This window comes from Vibrio sagamiensis NBRC 104589, assembly GCF_007990935.1.
Taxonomy (GTDB): domain Bacteria; phylum Pseudomonadota; class Gammaproteobacteria; order Enterobacterales; family Vibrionaceae; genus Vibrio; species Vibrio sagamiensis.
The window spans coordinates 1-15,941 of the sequence record NZ_BJXJ01000042.1; the positions used below are offsets into that span (position 1 = coordinate 1).

Consider the following 15,941-nt stretch of genomic DNA (forward strand, 5'->3'; position numbering starts at 1 on the left):
TAATTGATGGCTTGCTTTATCAAACTTTTCACTATCTAGAGTTGAAAGTTTTGATAGTGATGCATTATCTAAAGACTCATATTTTATATTTGTGTTTAGTAAACTATCTATATTCATTTTTTACCTATATATTTCTTCCGATTGATAATTGCTCATCACGAATAACGGATAGCCAATATTTAAGTGTCTCTTGCATCATTTTTAATTGGTCACTGATATTTTGTATTTCTTTGACTTCGTCATCAGTTAACTCTCTCGGATGAAAATTGCTGTACATTTCTTTGAAATAATCCGCACCTAAACCTGTCCCTTCCCAATCTATAACTTGGTGATTATGCTGTCCTACAGCTCTCCAACCGTCATGTTCTGGATCATTCTCATATCCGTCATTTTTAAATAGAAAATCCATTGCACCGGAGAAATTTGTATTTTTAGTAACAAAATTATTTAGTTCTCCGATCGATCCAGTGAGAAATAAGTTAATGGTTGATTGATCGACATTAGGATGCTTAGAAAGATATGCTGACATTAGAGCTAATCTTAGCATTGGCGATAAACCGTTTTCATCGCCATAGTCAGGATCACAAACAAAACCACCTTGCTCATTAAAATTATTTTTAAATTGATCAATTAAACTATCGACGCCACCACAATTATTATTCATATAATTTAAGATACTTTGACACAAACTTCCCTGAGGTGCGTTCTGCATCATGTATTCGAAAAGATCTTCGCAATTCGCCGAAAACTTACTACCATTCCAATATTCATGATAGCCATGTGAACCTGAACCAGTACTTTCTAGAAAGTGCCTCATAATATCATCCATGTCAGAACCATAACCATGAGACATAAAATCCATAATAGCTAATTGAAATAAATCTTCTAATGAATAACCTGAATTAGCACCATTCGCTTTCATAGCTTCAAATATTTCTGCCATAGCATTTTCGAACATCCCAATTTTACCATTAGTCCAGCCTTGAAGAACTTCGAGTTGATGACCTAAAGCTTCAATACCCTGTGCTAACATTTGTGCAATAGCAAATTCAGAATTAATATTACCAACAATACTCAAAATTAATTGCTGTTGGTGTGAAGCTATCATCTCTAAAATTTGAGCATTTGCTGGTTGCTTTTCCAATAAAATAAAGAATTCATCAATTTTTTTAAGCCCAGCGTCTGCTTGGTCAATTAACTCGATTTGAAGATTCTTCGAATTCAATTCATCATTGAACGATTGACTACCAAACCTGTTTAAATAAGAAGATGAATTTATAGAACTTGAGCTCATTGGAGATTCCTTAACTTAATTAGATAAATAAGGTTTTAGCTGCTGTTGTAAGTAATCGAAGCGTGTCTTATTGAACTCAGTTAGATTACTTTCTTGAACAATAATCAATATAGCAGCGGCTTGCAGGTGCTCTTCAAGCTTATAATGACAAAGAGATATGTTAAGAAAAGTCTCATCTAAGTCGTTAGTTGGAAATGTCTTTAACACATTCAAAGCATCCAGTGCCTTAGTAAATAAGCCCTTCTCTAAATAAATTGCCGCCAAGCAGCCAACGCCTCTATGATCATAAGGGTTCAATGAGCTATAAGCAGCAAAGATAATCTCTGCTTCTTTAAACTGAAAGTTATTATAAAAATCAACGCCAAGTTCAAATATTGTTTTTAGCTGATCTGTTGTGATTTTTTCTGATTTACGTAAACGCGCTATCTCTTGTTCAATTATTTTTCCATCAAGTAAGGAATAAAACTCTTCCCCTGTTTTACCAAATTCAATCTTTGCTTTATTATTCATTTCAACTTTTTTTGAATACATTAGTTTATTCCCGATTTATTCAGTAGCGGTGTCAATACTTGATTTACAGCACCGCATAACCGCAATTTGCTTCTCACAGTTATCGTTGTTGATGGAATCTTCATTTTTAGACGTATAGACCACAATACAGCCAAACGATTGTCGTATTCGGCAAGCAACATCAAACCAAGTTGCTGAGTGTCAAACTCTGGCGGTATGTTTTGAGCGCCCATTGCATCAGACCATAAATATAAATTCTGCGTTAATACTCGACGAACTTGTATAAATGCCAAACTATTTTTAGTTTCACGATATCTCTGGTATTCAAGCATCAGACCAAGTGTTGTCACAATATGCCTAACCTCACCAAGATTACTTGATAGCCAACGCTGACATTCTTCATCTGTAAGATTCGTCAAAATGGAAAATGACGTTGGACAAAGTACACGTTGAGTCAAGCAATGATGAAGTAATTTTTGATGACGCTTCTTATGTGTTTTCATGTGTCGTCATTTGCACAAAATAACTAATAGTGAGGGTATCTTGCTCAGCAATTAATCCCTTAAGAAATCGTTCAATATTATTTTTGTTAACGGTATCTATTTCCTGAAAGCTCATAATCAGAACGGAGATACGTTTATTTTTATCACCAGTCACGACTACACTAGCTCGCAAAACATTAGGTATAACACTTAACTTGTTATAAATTTCACGACTTTCAAGTAAGTTTCCTTTTACTACCTCTAATTTACTCAGACTAGCAAACTTGGACTCAAGTAAATCATTAAGGTCTTCACGCTGAAAATAGAAGTTAAATTGACTCAATAATCGTCGCGCCTTTACTTCTTGGAGCTTGTCAACATAAACTTCATAAGCTTCTTTGCTTTTCTCTAACGTTGTGGATAAACTTTGTTGCTCTAGTAACACTACGACTTTGTTCGCAATATCAGCAGATTCAAAACTAGCAATTTGAATCGTTCCTTGTTCATTACAACCCGTTAGTAAGAACGCAATAAATATCATCCAAAATCTTTTCATCATTGCGCCTTCATAACTTCATTAATTGCGTTGGCGGATTTAGAGGCAATTTTCGTCACTGTCTCCTGGTACATATTGTAATGAAATAAAGATTGTTGAATGGCTAATGAATCTCCAGCCGAAATAGCTTGACGAGAATTAATACGCTCTAGGTTATCAAGTACTTCCTGAAATCCTTCACCAACATTATTAAATGTCTCTTCCATGATGGAAGGTTGAATTTGTTCAATTTTTAAGGTTGGCATATCAACTCCTGCGAGCATAAGGTCTTATAGATTTAATATTATTATTTTATCTACATGCGACAAAAACTCTAATGTGTTCTTTGGAATAGTTGTGAAAAAAATCAATTAATCTCAACAACCCATAAAAAACATGATTTTTCAGGTAAAAATAAAATACAAAAAAACATAAAGGGAATATATGTTACTGATATTGCTGTAATTTTCACAAACTTCAATTTTATAAAAAACACTCTTAATTTTCACGTGCTAAAAGGTAGTACAAAACGAATGAATGATATGATCTCAATAAAAAAGACAAAGGATGCATTTTCACGAGTGAGAGTTTGAAGGGTCGAAAACTCTAGCATTATAAGATAACAAAAATCAGCAACTTATGACGCTTAGAGCACATAAGAATTAAATATATAAAGAATTTTAATCCAGGAAAAATATCCCTTATTTCAAAAGGAACATTATTACTAGCCTTAACGTAACTTTTCAGTATTCGTTAACTTTTTTTTCATTTTCTGTAACCCGTTAATTTTTGATGTTATAAAGCATTAATATCAAATAAAACCATATAAAATCACATTTAACCCAACTTCCAAAATGTTACAATTTAAGAAAATCTTGCTGAAATTTACGGTAATTATGATAATTAACCAATCAACAATTGTATATTCAAGTACAAACGAACAGAAAAAACCGCAATTAGAGGCCCAACAACCCGAAATTCTATTAGCTCAAGCACATAAAGTAGAAAAAGATTTTGAATCAATAGACTCTTCATTAGCCCTCCTCGATAAAAATCCGGGCAACATAAGTATACTTAAGCAAATCGCAGCTCACCAGCAAGCATTAGTCGCAATGGTCGTTGGTACTATGAATTCAGAATTCGCCATAGCATGTGCACTTGCTAACGCTATCGAGTCTTATAATGAAAGACTAGGAGCAATGATGGCTTGGACTGAAGGTGGTCAACCTGTAATTGGTGCCGCGTTACAAGAAATGCTAGATAATATTTTAGCTAGAGGAGAAGATGGCTTCTCAAACTGTGAATTAGAAGATCTATTTCAATTAGCTCTTCTTGAAATGAGAAATAACCCTGACGCATACCCAGGTTTTAGTGATCTTTTGAATGATCCACAGTTCGTTGAATCTATGGGTCACCTCCTTGAATTTACTGGTAGCGGTAGCCATAAATATATGGGCGGCTTGAATGGAGATCCAACTAAGATGAAGTTTGATTATGATTACATATATCAAAAGCTATCGAATAAAGGTCTTCCACCAGCGGGGAGTGTAGCTGAAAAATGTTTTTTAGCAATAAATAGTCATGGTGGAATAGAAAAGCTTAAAACAGGTATGAACCTTGATCCATACGTCACAAACGGTGAAGGGTGGGCAGTTGGAACTACCCATTGGTGGGGTGTGGGCATTAATGAAACAGTTGGTGCTGAATATTTATCACCTGCAAATACTTTAGTCATTTTAAGTTTTGCCGCTCAGATGGGAATAACCCCTGATCAATACCTGAAAGTCGTCTCAGGAAATTTGTCAGATATGATGGATATAATAGATATAGTAGAACCAGATAATCTATATTCAAACATATATGATTACTTATATGCTGTAGATGGCGAACATTGGGAAAAACAAGACGATGGATCATTTAACTATTATCCAGAAGTTGGGATCCCAGCATCTTATTTAAATTCTATATTTGAAGACTTTCCTGGCAGGGCGCTTACCGAAGAGGAAGTAAAAGAATTACAAAATATTAGTGATCAAATAAAAATGCTTCAGCAAACATTGAAATACTGGTTAAGTGTGATACGTGATGAGCGTTTGGCAATTACTAGAAACATCTAATTACTTTAGGTGCCGATTTAAAGCTTAATTGGCACCCTTTCAACGAATACAAACCTCGTTGTGAAGGAGTAAAGCGTCTTTCTCATAAATCGCCAAACAATTCTGTCCTTTCAAAACATTTATTGTTGCATTATGTGTAAGTAGTAACAATATTGAATGCTACTATTTAATGTAACTTGGGTATCAATACAAAACAGAGTATGCTTAATTTAAGTTAATTAATTAAAGTCTTATACATGCACGTTCAACCTAACTCTCATCAACTCATTGCCTGCGCAGAGTGCGGTCTAGTCGTACATATCCCAATCATAAAGCCTAGTCAAAGCGCTCATTGTCCTCAATGTCAATATTCATTAACCAAGATTTATGCGAGACCTTATCAAGGTGTTATTGCTATCTCAATAGCTAGCCTCGTCGCTCTGATTTTAAGTCTTTCTTTCCCTTTTATGTCTTTTAGCGTTCAAGGAATAACACAACAAATCACTCTTTTGCATGCGGCAAAGATGCTGGCCGAGTTCCACAATATCTTGCTTGGTGGCTTGCTTTTAGTAACTGTTCTCGTTTTGCCAGCACTTTATATCAGCCTTATTTTGTTTATGCACCTTTGGGCAGCTCGCTCTCCTCGGCTACCCTTAAGTAAAAGACTAGCCATGCTAGCAAGAATATTATGTAAAATATTGTTTCACATTAAACCTTGGTTAATGGTGGATGTGTTTCTTATTGGGGTATTGGTTAGCCTAATTAAGATTTCAGCTTTAGCAAGTGTAAGTATGGGCGGGGCTTTTTGGGCTTTTTGTGCTTACGCCGTTTTAGTAGTTAAATGCATCACTATGGTGGATAAAAGCTGGCTTTGGGGACATTTTATTCCTATAAAAAAAATCCCTAACGTACATGCCGGTGAAAGCCACCTTAGCCACAATCATATTGGGTGTCATACTTGTCACCAAATTAATCCTATAAACTCAGGTAAAGTTAGATTGTGTCTTCGATGCCGTTCTCCCCTCAATCTTTATGATCCCAAAATAAATTTGCAAAAATCTTGGGCTTTATTATTAGCATCAGCGATATTGTATCTTCCAGCAAATTTATATCCGATGATGTACACTGTTAGCCTTGGATATTCACAAGGCTCCACTATATTAGAGGGTGTGATTTTGCTCTGGCAGCTGAAATCTTATCCTGTTGCAGCGGTCATTTTTTTCGCAAGCATATTCATTCCAATGGCTAAAATGCTGACATTAAGCTGGCTATATTATAATGCTCAAAGAACATCTTATTTGATACCTGAAGAAAGCTTGTCTCGACTCAAAATTTATCGAATCACAGAACTTATTGGTCGCTGGTCTATGATTGATATCTTCGTCGTCGCTATTTTAGTTGCGTTAGTACAATTGCAAAATTTCATGGCTATTTTCCCTGGGCCTGCAGCTCTTTCTTTTGCAGCAGTTGTTATTTTAACCATGCTTTCCGCAATGACATTTGATCCTCGTATTTTATGGCAAGCACCTCCAAAAGATAAACAATCACATCTATCTAACCAGTTAACTGGGATCGTCGATCATGAGTGATAACAGCAAAATAACCGCTCAAATAAAACATCAGAAGCAAATCTCCGCAATTTGGATCATTCCATTATTAGCGATAGCTATAGGGGGATGGATGCTGACCCAATATATTGCGAGTAAAGGCCCAGAAATCACTCTTATCTTGCCTACCGCTGAAGGTATTGAAGTTAATAAAACTGAAATTAAAGCACTGAATGTTAAAGTCGGTACAATTACTAAGATACGACTTAGTGAAAACTACGATCATATTATTGCCAAAGCACAAATGAATAAAGATGCAGAAAGAATGTTACGCAAAGACTCTTTATTTTGGGTTGTAAAACCACGGATAGGACGCGAAGGTGTTTCAGGCCTAGAGACACTCTTATCCGGTGCTTATATTCAACTCCAGCCAGGTCACGACAAACAAAAACAACATCATTTTACAGCTCTAAATGTTCCTCCTGTTGCACCTCCTGACGCCAAAGGGCTTCGAGTAATTTTGACTCACAAAGATGCTGGGAAACTGAATATTGGTGATCCTGTGATTTACCAAGGTTTTACTGTCGGAAGAGTGGAATCTGCAACATTTGACGTAAAAAAGCGCAAGGCGCTATATCAATTATTTATTTTTAAACCTTATGATAATTTAGTTCGGACCAAAACTCATTTCTGGTTAAATTCAGGTATTGATATTCAGCTCAATGCAGAAGGTTTTGATGTCAAATTTGGGTCAGTTGAAAGTATTTTGTCAGGTGGAGTAACTTTTGGGTCAATTGCAGGAAAGAGTAACGGCGAGCCGTTGCTCAAAGACTTAGTGCATTTTCGTCTTTACGATGATAAAAAGCAAATACGTGAAGGTATGTATGATAAATCTCTTAAGTTTGTCATGATGTTCGAAGAATCAGTGCGAGGCTTAAAACCAAAAGCTCCTGTTGAATATCGAGGTTTAAGAATTGGGACTGTAATGAAAGTACCAATGAACTTACCCACTCCCGAAGAAGACATATCCGCATCACGTATTCCAGTATTGATCCAGATAGAAATGGGGCGAATTTATCGAAACTTCAATAATGAAGCATTACCGAAGCTCCGAGCCGCTCTAATAAAAGAGTTTTCTAAAGGGCTTAGAGGTACGTTAAAAACAGGAAATCTCTTAACCGGTGCACTCTATATCGATACCGACTTCTATCAACACCCCTCCCAATATACACCGAGTAAATATAAAGAGTATGATATTTTTCCGACTAAACCAGGGGGATTTACTCAAGTTCAACGTCAAGTGAATGATTTCCTCAACAAAGTAAATCAGTTACCTATAGAGACCACGGTAGAATCACTTAACCAAACTCTTAAACATTCTGAGCAAACTTTAGCGACGATAAATCGAGTGGCAGATAGTGTGGACAAACTGCTCAATCAGGAAGGTACACAAGCGATTCCTAATGATATTCGCCAAAGCCTTGATCAATTACAACAGACAATCGATGGTTATGGGCCTAATTCGACAATGTATAATGAAATGGAATCAAGCCTAAAACAGCTGGACCAAGTTATGATGGAATTTAAACCCATTCTCAAACAGTTGAATACAAAACCTAATGCCTTGGTTTTTGGTGAGAAGTCAATCGAAGACCCCATCCCTGTAAGAGGCCAACAATGAGCGATAAGAAATCCGTAATCCGCAAACTGCACCTACTATTATTTGCCACTCTAATCGCAGGATGCAGCAGCTCATCTGATACCGTGGTAAAGCAGTATCTTTTGCCCACTGCGGTTAATGAAACAATTAAGGTTGATCAACCGTTCAAAGCCGATTTATCTCAGCCTTACCTTGTTGTACGCCCAGTTAAACTTACTGCGTTTCTGAATGGCCATGGGATCGTATATCAAACTTCACCGAATGAAATCGTTCAGGCTCGATATCATCAATGGGCAAATGACCTTTCAGAACAATTAACACAGCGTATTATCAATGAATTAAGAAACAAACAAAACATAAGCAGCAAGCCGTTAAATTATTGGCCTATTGCAGTCAATAACCTTGTAAATCAAAGTCAAGCTGACCAATTACAGATCAATTTAACACAATTTAATGGTAATTATCAGGGAGGTGCTTCTATCCAAGGAGAATGGCAATTGGTCAATCATGACGGAAAAATCATCATGGTGGAACCAATCAACATGAGGACGTCATTAGAAGCCGATGGCTACGATGCACTGGTTGATGCACTTTCAGATACCTTGAGTAAAGTCACAGATAGATTGGCCTCATCACTCTCGGCTACTGCACCGCCTAAATAAAATATTCAACGTTTACTGCTATCATCAGTTCAAAGCTCATCAGCTCAAAAGGTCAACTCACATTGAAATTACGAGAATAAATGAGGTCCCAAATCCATTGAATCTGGTTTGGGACCAAGGTTCAATTAGAGCTTATAATGCTCATCAATCACGGTTACCTCAGGAAAAACTTGCCCACTTTTGATCGCTTTTTGTGTTTGCTTTTTGTCTGAAGCATCTATCCAAAAATTACCGATATCCATTGGATGGAACATCCACTCAGTATGTTTGGTCATTCCTCCTTGGGCAACTTTCAACCAACGCCAGTGTGCATCTCGAGTATAAGGCACCATATAGCCAGGAACGATAACATTTGCATTTTCCACATATTTTTGTATTTGACGGGAAAGCTGATAACGTTTCTCTTGTTCAAACTCATTGTCATATGACTCAATAAGTTTATCTAAACTTTCACTACTGTAGTTAGTATGAGCATTAGTCTGTGGCTTGTTGGCGTTATCTGAGTGAAAGTATTCCCAATAAGATGGGATTTCCCCTCCTCCCATATTTAAAAATGCCAGTTGATGCTTCTTCTCAAGGATATATTTAAATGCTGATGAGCCATCGACTAAATTTAAATTAAACTCTAATCCTGCCAGTTTTGCTTGCTCTTTCAAATAGGCAATGCGTGGGGTGTGTGATTGGTATCCATAAGTAATCGCAAAACTCAATCGCTGTCCTTTATCATTAATACGTACGCCGTCAGCACCAATTTGTGTAAAGCCGGCGCTTTCGAAATGTTTAATGGCTTGCTCAGGGTTAAACTTTGGCGGAATATTGTTTGGACTATCATATTTGCCATGACCAAAACCAAGCGCATGGGGCTTACGTAGATAATCACCTCGCATTATGTTCTTTATCATACCATCAAAGTCAGAAGCCGCGATGATACCTTTTCGAACGTCGAGATTATCCAGCAGAGGCATGGCAGTATTCATCCACAACCCTCCAGCTCCTTGAGGTGCTTGATTAAACCCCCAGTACTTCTGGATATACCCTTTTTTGTAGACATCACCATTGGATTTATCATGCCAGAAATGAGGTAAAACCATCTCAAAATAGTCAAGTTTACCTTTTTCAAAATGCTTAAGGGCAATATCTTCATCACGTATCACAGTGATGCGAACTTGATCAACATTGTATCGATTTTTGTAATAACGATTATTGTAACCCCACCATTTTTCACCAACATGTTTAAAAGTGACGCTTTTACCTTTCTTAACTTTGTCTAAATAATATGGGGCAGCAGTGGGTTCTGCTTTAAAGTTAAATTTACGTACGAAATTATCAGGCATGCCATCATTATTTTTATCGGTTTTATTTTTAAAGAAATGCTCTGGCCGTGGCTGAAAACCATTACTTGGCATGTTAATCAAAACCATAAGGGCATCTTGACTTTGAGCAACCGCTAGATTTACCTTAATGGTAAATTCATCTATTTTTTCCACACTTAGAACACTATTTGTGAAGAAGTCATTATACCAAGGGTCTATGATATCTTGCGATGTGTAGTATCTCATCATGAAGAGATAATCATCTGCGGTAATGCTCTCTCCATCGGACCATTTAGCCGTTTCATCTAACTGGAAATAAACCGTTTTATGATCATCGCCAAAAGCCCAAGCCTTCGCCAACTGCGGGATCCATTTACCAGTATTTGGGTGGCGTTGCGCTAACTTAGGAGCGCCATCCATTAAATATTGACGCAGGCCTGAATTTGCATCGGGGCCGACACTGCGTAATGTTTGAGGAAAGGTGGTGATATAAGTGCGCAATGTTCCTCCTCTTAATGCTTCATCAGAGGCAAAAAGAGGTTCATTATTGTTTGAGACCCACTCTATATCATTGGGGAGTTGGCCTGCTTGAGTTTGAAAGCCTACCATAAGCATTGATGCTAAGGTAATAAGCTGCTTAATTTTTTTCATGGTTACTTCCTTGTCTCTCGTCTACGAGTAAGTATGATATCTTGGTTTGCGTCCCTAACCCTTACATACCCAAGTGGTCTCAAGGTGCTTTGATTCAAAAAATGACCTTTACGAGCATCTCATTGAGGGTTCTTAGATATAAAGCAGTCCATCGTATTGTTTGGGTATTTATAAAGCAACCAGCTACTCATGCATCGTTACACTTTTGCTTACCTTAATATTTCCAACGATCTTTGAGCGATAACATCGCCCTTGTTCCCCTCACAATATAGTTAAATCTCAGCCTATTGCTTTTGTATGCCCAAATTACTTCATATTTTATTTATATCCAAGTGACCTCAAGGTGCTTGATTCAGAGCGAGGTTGCTGGCTATCAAGACAAGTAAATAAAAAAGCGAAACCTTAAGGCTCCGCTTTTAATCATTGCAAAAGTTATCCTAGCAATCTAAGACTCTTGATTCGAGTGTCTTGAGCTTGTTTAGTTTGTAACATAACCAATATAAATTATACCGTGGTCAAGCTATCATTGATTGATTGTAAAACACTTGCTGGGTCTGGTGCTTGAGTGATCGGTCGGCCAATAACAAGATAATCAGCGCCCGATTGCATCGCATCAACGGGAGTCATGATACGGCGTTGATCACCTTGTGCAGAGCCAGCAGGACGAATACCTGGTGTTACCAGTTTGAATTCTTTACCTAATTCATTTTTTAACAGGGAAGATTCTTGTGCAGAACATACCACACCATCCAAACCTGAGCTTTTAGCTAATGCGGCTAAGCGAGCCACTTGATCTTGAGGTGCGATGTTCAAGCCAATACCAGCCAAGTCACTTTGTTCCATGCTGGTGAGTACCGTCACACCAATCAATAATGGGCGCTCTTTACCATAAGGTTCTAAGATCTCACGAGATGCAGCCATCATACGCTCACCACCACTAGCGTGAACATTCACCATCCAGACACCAAGCTCTGCTGCAGCACGAACTGCTTTTGAACATGTATTTGGGATATCATGAAATTTTAAGTCTAGGAAGACTGAAAAGCCACGACTGTGTAACTCACGAACAAAACTAGGACCAAATAGCGTAAACATTTCTTTGCCAACTTTTAGGCGACAAGACGCAGGATCAATTCTATCTACAAACGAAAGTGCTTCTGATTGATTATCATAATCCAGTGCGACGATAACTTTTTGGTCGATCATTTAATCTCCTCATGAGGTTTGGTTCTAGTTAAATAAAAGGGTAAAAAAATGCAGTGGACAAATTTGTCAACTGCATTGAAGTTATTCACCATCCAATCCACGGATTGGCTTAATCGTTCCCCATCCTTTGCACGAAGGGCAGTGCCAATAAAGTGAATGAGTCGAAAAACCACATTTTCTACATCGATAATGGGGTTTGATTTTCAATTGCTCGCCAACCATGGCTTGCAGCGTTGATAAACTGTCTTTTGCTCTTCCATCTTCAGCTTCAGCGATATGATAATCAATCAAACGATAAAAGCCTTTCATGGTGGGGTTTTTCAATAACTGCTTTGTTAGAAGATCTTGGGCTGCTCCTAAATTTTCATGATGAGCAACAAGCTGAGCTAACATTAATTCCGCAGAAACTCCGGCTTTTCTCTCAATACACAAGCGTAAAAATTCAACCAGTTCATCTTCTTGCCCCAAATGGTGATAGCATTCTGCAATCGTCGGCAATACATCACTGACAAAATCTTTATCTTGCTCTAAAACCCCTGTCATATAATGTATAGTGCGTTTATAGTCTTCTGATTCAAGATATATTTTGCCTAAAGCGATACTTGCACGTACACACTTAGCGTCTTCTGATAACGCCTTTTTAAAGTACTGAATAGCCTTAGAAGTATTTCCATTGCTCTGCTCTAGTATTGCCTCTTCACACCAGAAGTGAGCAATATTAACACGCATACGAACACGATTTTTCCCCATTCTAGCTAGCATACCCGCATAATGAATTGCTTGTTCCCATTCTCTTGTTTGCTGGTATATTGTCACTAACTGCTGTAAAGCACTATTACGATGTTCTGGTTCTTCAACCAGTTGTTCAAAAATCTTTTCAGCACGATCCAAGAAACCTGATGCCATATAATCTTTTGCAAGCTGCTGAAGAGCAAGATTCTTTTGGTCTAGAGTCAAACCAGAGCGAGATATGAGGTTTTGATGAATCTTAATTGCGCGGTCCACTTCACCGCGAGAGCGAAAAAGGTTCCCAAGAGCTAGATGAGTATCTATGGCCTCATTATCGACTTGCAGTAATTCAATAAAATGATCAACAGCTTTGTCAGATTGGTCAGATAAAAGTAGGTTAAGACCCGTCACATACTGACGCGATATCTGATGTGATTGTTCTTGTTTATCTTGCTGAGCACTTCGGTGGCCCATGTACCATCCGTAAGCAGCAGCAATTGGTAATAGCAAGAAGAGTAATTCCAGCATTGAAGATCAGGCCTTGTCTATTATGCTTTATTTACTGCAACTGACTTTGATGATGCCTTTTTATTTGGCTTTTCATCGTTAGGTTCATATTTACGTAACTTTTTTCTCAAGACTTTAACTTGACGTTTTAGCTTCATTTGCATCCATAAAGAAACAAGAGTACATACTGCAAAGCCACTAATAAAAGCCAGCCCTAATAAGGTTGAAAGGTGGAAGTTACCTTTTGCGATCAAAAAGCTGAAAGTAACAAGCTCTTGATTCTGCGAACCGAAGGCAAGTGCAACAAGAAAAAGTGCTAAAATAGCAGTACCTTTTATAATGGTGGTAATATTCATATTCCATCAACCTTTTAGGAGTAAGTGGTTAAGATTATGCAGCAAAATGTTACTTTAAACCACGAATAATACCAATATTCGAGTGGTAAAAAAACGGCATACTCTGATGTATGCCGCTTTTTGAACCGCTAAAGGTATCTAATTGCCAATATTGACTCGTTCTCTAAGCTCTTTGCCCGGCTTGAAATGTGGTACGTGTTTACCTTCTAGTTCAACCTTATCACCCGTTTTAGGGTTACGACCGACTCGAGGTTCACGAAAATGGAGAGAGAAACTGCCAAAACCACGAATTTCAATGCGGTCACCGCCTTCTAAGGTTGAGGCCATTTGCTCCAGAATATCTTTTACCGCGTCTTCTACCTCTTTCGCTGATAAATGAGTTTGTTCAGCACAGAGTCTTTCAATCAATTCTGATTTAGTCATAGTTATCCTCTTTGGGTATCTTTGTTACTTATTATAGTAAGTAATACTAATTCCAACAAACACTTGCTAGTGTATTTAGGCAAGTTTTACTCAAAGTAAGTTTTTATATATGCCATGCCCTTAGCATAGTTTATCAACATTAGTATTACTACTTCAAAAGCAGATACGCATAAAAAAGGAGCCTTTCGGCTCCTTTTAGCTTAAGCGATTAATTATTCGCCTTTTGCAGCTTTGAAAGCGTCAGCCATAGCATTACCAAAAGCAGCTTCATCTTGCTTGTTGATAGATGCCATTGCTTCTTGCTCTTCAGCTTCATCTTTCGCTTTGACAGATAGGTTGATAACGCGGTTCTTACGGTCAACACCTGTGAACTTAGCTTCAACAACATCACCAACGCTTAGGATTAGAGAAGCATCTTCTACGCGATCGCGAGAGACTTCAGAAGCACGGATATAGCCTTCAACACCTTCTGCGATTTCAACTGTAGCGCCTTTAGCGTCAACAGCAGTTACCGTAGCGTTAACTAGAACACCTTTCTTGTTATCAGCAACGTAAGCATTGAATGGGTCGTTTTCCATTTGCTTAACGCCTAGAGAAATGCGCTCACGTTCAGCGTCTACTGCTAGAACAACTGCAGAGATCTCGTCGCCTTTCTTGTACTCGCGTACCGCTTCTTCGCCAGTAACATTCCAAGAAATGTCAGATAGATGAACTAGACCGTCGATGCCGCCTTCTAGACCGATAAAGATACCGAAGTCAGTGATAGACTTGATCTTACCAGTAACTTTGTCGCCTTTAGCTTGAGCTTCAGCGAATGACTGCCATGGGTTAGCTTTACACTGTTTCAGACCTAGAGAGATACGACGACGCTCTTCGTCGATTTCAAGAACCATAACCTCAACTTCGTCGCCAACATTAACAACTTTAGATGGGTGAATGTTCTTGTTAGTCCAATCCATTTCTGAAACGTGAACTAGACCTTCAACGCCTTCTTCGATTTCAACGAAGCAGCCGTAGTCAGTTAGGTTAGTTACGCGACCAGTTAGCTTGTGACCTTCTGGGTAACGCTTAGCAATTGCTACCCATGGATCTTCGCCTAGCTGCTTAAGACCTAGTGAAACGCGAGTACGCTCACGGTCGAACTTAAGAACTTTAACTTGGATCTCGTCACCAACGTTAACAATTTCAGATGGGTGCTTAACACGCTTCCAAGCCATATCAGTGATATGTAGAAGACCGTCAACACCACCTAGATCAACGAATGCACCGTAGTCAGTAAGGTTCTTAACGATACCTTTAACTTCAGAACCTTCTTGTAGAGTTTCTAGAAGTTCATCACGCTCAACGCTGTTCTCAGATTCGATAACTGCACGACGTGAAACAACTACGTTGTTACGTTTCTGGTCAAGTTTGATAACTTTGAACTCTAGCTCTTTGTTTTCTAGGTGAGCTGTATCACGAATTGGACGAACGTCTACTAGAGAGCCAGGAAGGAAAGCACGGATACCGTTTAGTTCAACAGTGAAACCGCCTTTAACTTTACCGTTGATGATACCAACAACAGTTTCAGCTTCTTCGTAAGCTTTCTCAAGAACGATCCAAGCTTCGTGACGCTTAGCTTTCTCACGAGAAAGTTGAGTTTCACCGAAACCATCTTCAACAGCGTCTAGGGCTACGTCTACTTCAGCACCAACTTCAACTTCAAGTTCGCCAGCAGCGTTCTTGAACTGTTCAGCAGGAATAGCAGATTCAGACTTAAGACCAGCGTCAACAAGAACAAAACCGTTCTTGATAGCTACTACAGTACCTTTAACAATGCTGCCTTGTTGGAATTCTGTTTCGTTTAGAAACTCTTCAAAGAGTTGAGCAAAAGATTCAGTCATTTATTTAATCTTCAATAAATTAAACGTCCACGGGTATCCTACCACATGGGGTTATTGGCTTCGCCAGTCATCATCCTTGCGACCGAC

Annotated in this window: 15 protein-coding genes; 4 read left to right on the top strand and 11 right to left on the bottom strand. The window is 38.3% G+C overall.

Going from position 1 to position 15,941, the window contains the following annotated elements; genetic code table 11:
* Nucleotides 1-124: 124 nt before the first annotated feature.
* From VSA01S_RS16410 to VSA01S_RS16430, 5 genes are read right to left on the bottom strand one after another with little or no spacing between them, the layout of a single operon-like run.
* Nucleotides 125-1,294 (bottom strand): hypothetical protein, encoded by a 1,170-nt coding sequence (locus VSA01S_RS16410; protein ID WP_039981275.1) that lies wholly within the window; start codon nucleotides 1,292-1,294, stop codon nucleotides 125-127.
* A 15-nt stretch (nucleotides 1,295-1,309) separates the two neighbouring features.
* Entirely contained in the window at nucleotides 1,310-1,825 is a 516-nt protein-coding gene (locus tag VSA01S_RS16415) for a tetratricopeptide repeat protein (RefSeq protein WP_227739621.1), read from the bottom strand.
* Complete coding sequence (locus tag VSA01S_RS16420) at nucleotides 1,825-2,307, bottom strand: hypothetical protein (protein WP_039981274.1); 483 nt, start codon at nucleotides 2,305-2,307, stop codon at nucleotides 1,825-1,827. Before VSA01S_RS16420 ends, VSA01S_RS16415 begins: the two co-directional genes overlap by 1 nt.
* Nucleotides 2,294-2,842, bottom strand: coding sequence for a type III secretion protein (locus VSA01S_RS16425; RefSeq protein ID WP_039981272.1), 549 nt, complete (start codon nucleotides 2,840-2,842; stop codon nucleotides 2,294-2,296). Before VSA01S_RS16425 ends, VSA01S_RS16420 begins: the two co-directional genes overlap by 14 nt.
* The gene (locus VSA01S_RS16430) at nucleotides 2,842-3,087 is read right to left on the bottom strand and encodes a hypothetical protein (protein WP_039981271.1); all 246 of its coding nucleotides are present in this window, start codon (nucleotides 3,085-3,087) and stop codon (nucleotides 2,842-2,844) included. Before VSA01S_RS16430 ends, VSA01S_RS16425 begins: the two co-directional genes overlap by 1 nt.
* Before the next feature lie 630 nt (nucleotides 3,088-3,717).
* On the opposite strand from VSA01S_RS16430, the gene VSA01S_RS16435 reads away from it, so the two are divergent.
* The 4 genes from VSA01S_RS16435 to VSA01S_RS16450 all read left to right on the top strand — a co-directional run bounded on the left by VSA01S_RS16435 (nucleotide 3,718) and on the right by VSA01S_RS16450 (nucleotide 8,786).
* Nucleotides 3,718-4,938: a hypothetical protein gene (locus VSA01S_RS16435; protein ID WP_039981270.1), complete on the top strand. Its 1,221-nt coding sequence runs from the start codon at nucleotides 3,718-3,720 to the stop codon at nucleotides 4,936-4,938.
* 236 nt (nucleotides 4,939-5,174) lie between these two features.
* Nucleotides 5,175-6,506, top strand: a complete 1,332-nt coding sequence (locus tag VSA01S_RS16440; protein ID WP_039981268.1) for a paraquat-inducible protein A — start codon at nucleotides 5,175-5,177, stop codon at nucleotides 6,504-6,506.
* Nucleotides 6,499-8,145 (top strand): intermembrane transport protein PqiB, encoded by a 1,647-nt coding sequence (pqiB, locus tag VSA01S_RS16445; protein WP_039981267.1) that lies wholly within the window; start codon nucleotides 6,499-6,501, stop codon nucleotides 8,143-8,145. Before VSA01S_RS16440 ends, pqiB begins: the two co-directional genes overlap by 8 nt.
* Nucleotides 8,142-8,786 (top strand): PqiC family protein, encoded by a 645-nt coding sequence (locus VSA01S_RS16450; RefSeq protein ID WP_050567345.1) that lies wholly within the window; start codon nucleotides 8,142-8,144, stop codon nucleotides 8,784-8,786. The genes pqiB and VSA01S_RS16450 overlap by 4 nt, the downstream gene beginning before the upstream one ends.
* A gap of 125 nt (nucleotides 8,787-8,911) precedes the next feature.
* On the opposite strand, the gene VSA01S_RS16455 is transcribed toward VSA01S_RS16450, so the two are convergent.
* The 6 genes from VSA01S_RS16455 to rpsA form a co-directional block, all read right to left on the bottom strand.
* Nucleotides 8,912-10,750 carry an extracellular solute-binding protein gene (locus tag VSA01S_RS16455; protein ID WP_039981265.1) on the bottom strand — a complete coding sequence of 613 codons (1,839 nt, stop codon included), beginning with the start codon at nucleotides 10,748-10,750 and terminating at the stop codon, nucleotides 8,912-8,914.
* Nucleotides 10,751-11,254: 504 nt separating this feature from the next.
* Nucleotides 11,255-11,956 (bottom strand): orotidine-5'-phosphate decarboxylase, encoded by a 702-nt coding sequence (pyrF, locus tag VSA01S_RS16460; protein ID WP_039981263.1) that lies wholly within the window; start codon nucleotides 11,954-11,956, stop codon nucleotides 11,255-11,257.
* An 81-nt stretch (nucleotides 11,957-12,037) separates the two neighbouring features.
* Nucleotides 12,038-13,213, bottom strand: coding sequence for a lipopolysaccharide assembly protein LapB (gene lapB, locus VSA01S_RS16465; protein WP_039981261.1), 1,176 nt, complete (start codon nucleotides 13,211-13,213; stop codon nucleotides 12,038-12,040).
* 20 nt (nucleotides 13,214-13,233) lie between these two features.
* Nucleotides 13,234-13,548, bottom strand: coding sequence for a LapA family protein (locus VSA01S_RS16470; RefSeq protein ID WP_039981259.1), 315 nt, complete (start codon nucleotides 13,546-13,548; stop codon nucleotides 13,234-13,236).
* A gap of 138 nt (nucleotides 13,549-13,686) precedes the next feature.
* A complete protein-coding gene (gene ihfB, locus VSA01S_RS16475) occupies nucleotides 13,687-13,971 on the bottom strand; it encodes an integration host factor subunit beta (RefSeq protein WP_039981257.1) in 285 nt (94 codons plus the stop codon).
* A gap of 212 nt (nucleotides 13,972-14,183) precedes the next feature.
* A complete protein-coding gene (gene rpsA, locus VSA01S_RS16480; protein ID WP_039981255.1) occupies nucleotides 14,184-15,854 on the bottom strand; it encodes a 30S ribosomal protein S1 in 1,671 nt (556 codons plus the stop codon).
* Nucleotides 15,855-15,941 lie beyond the last annotated feature (87 nt).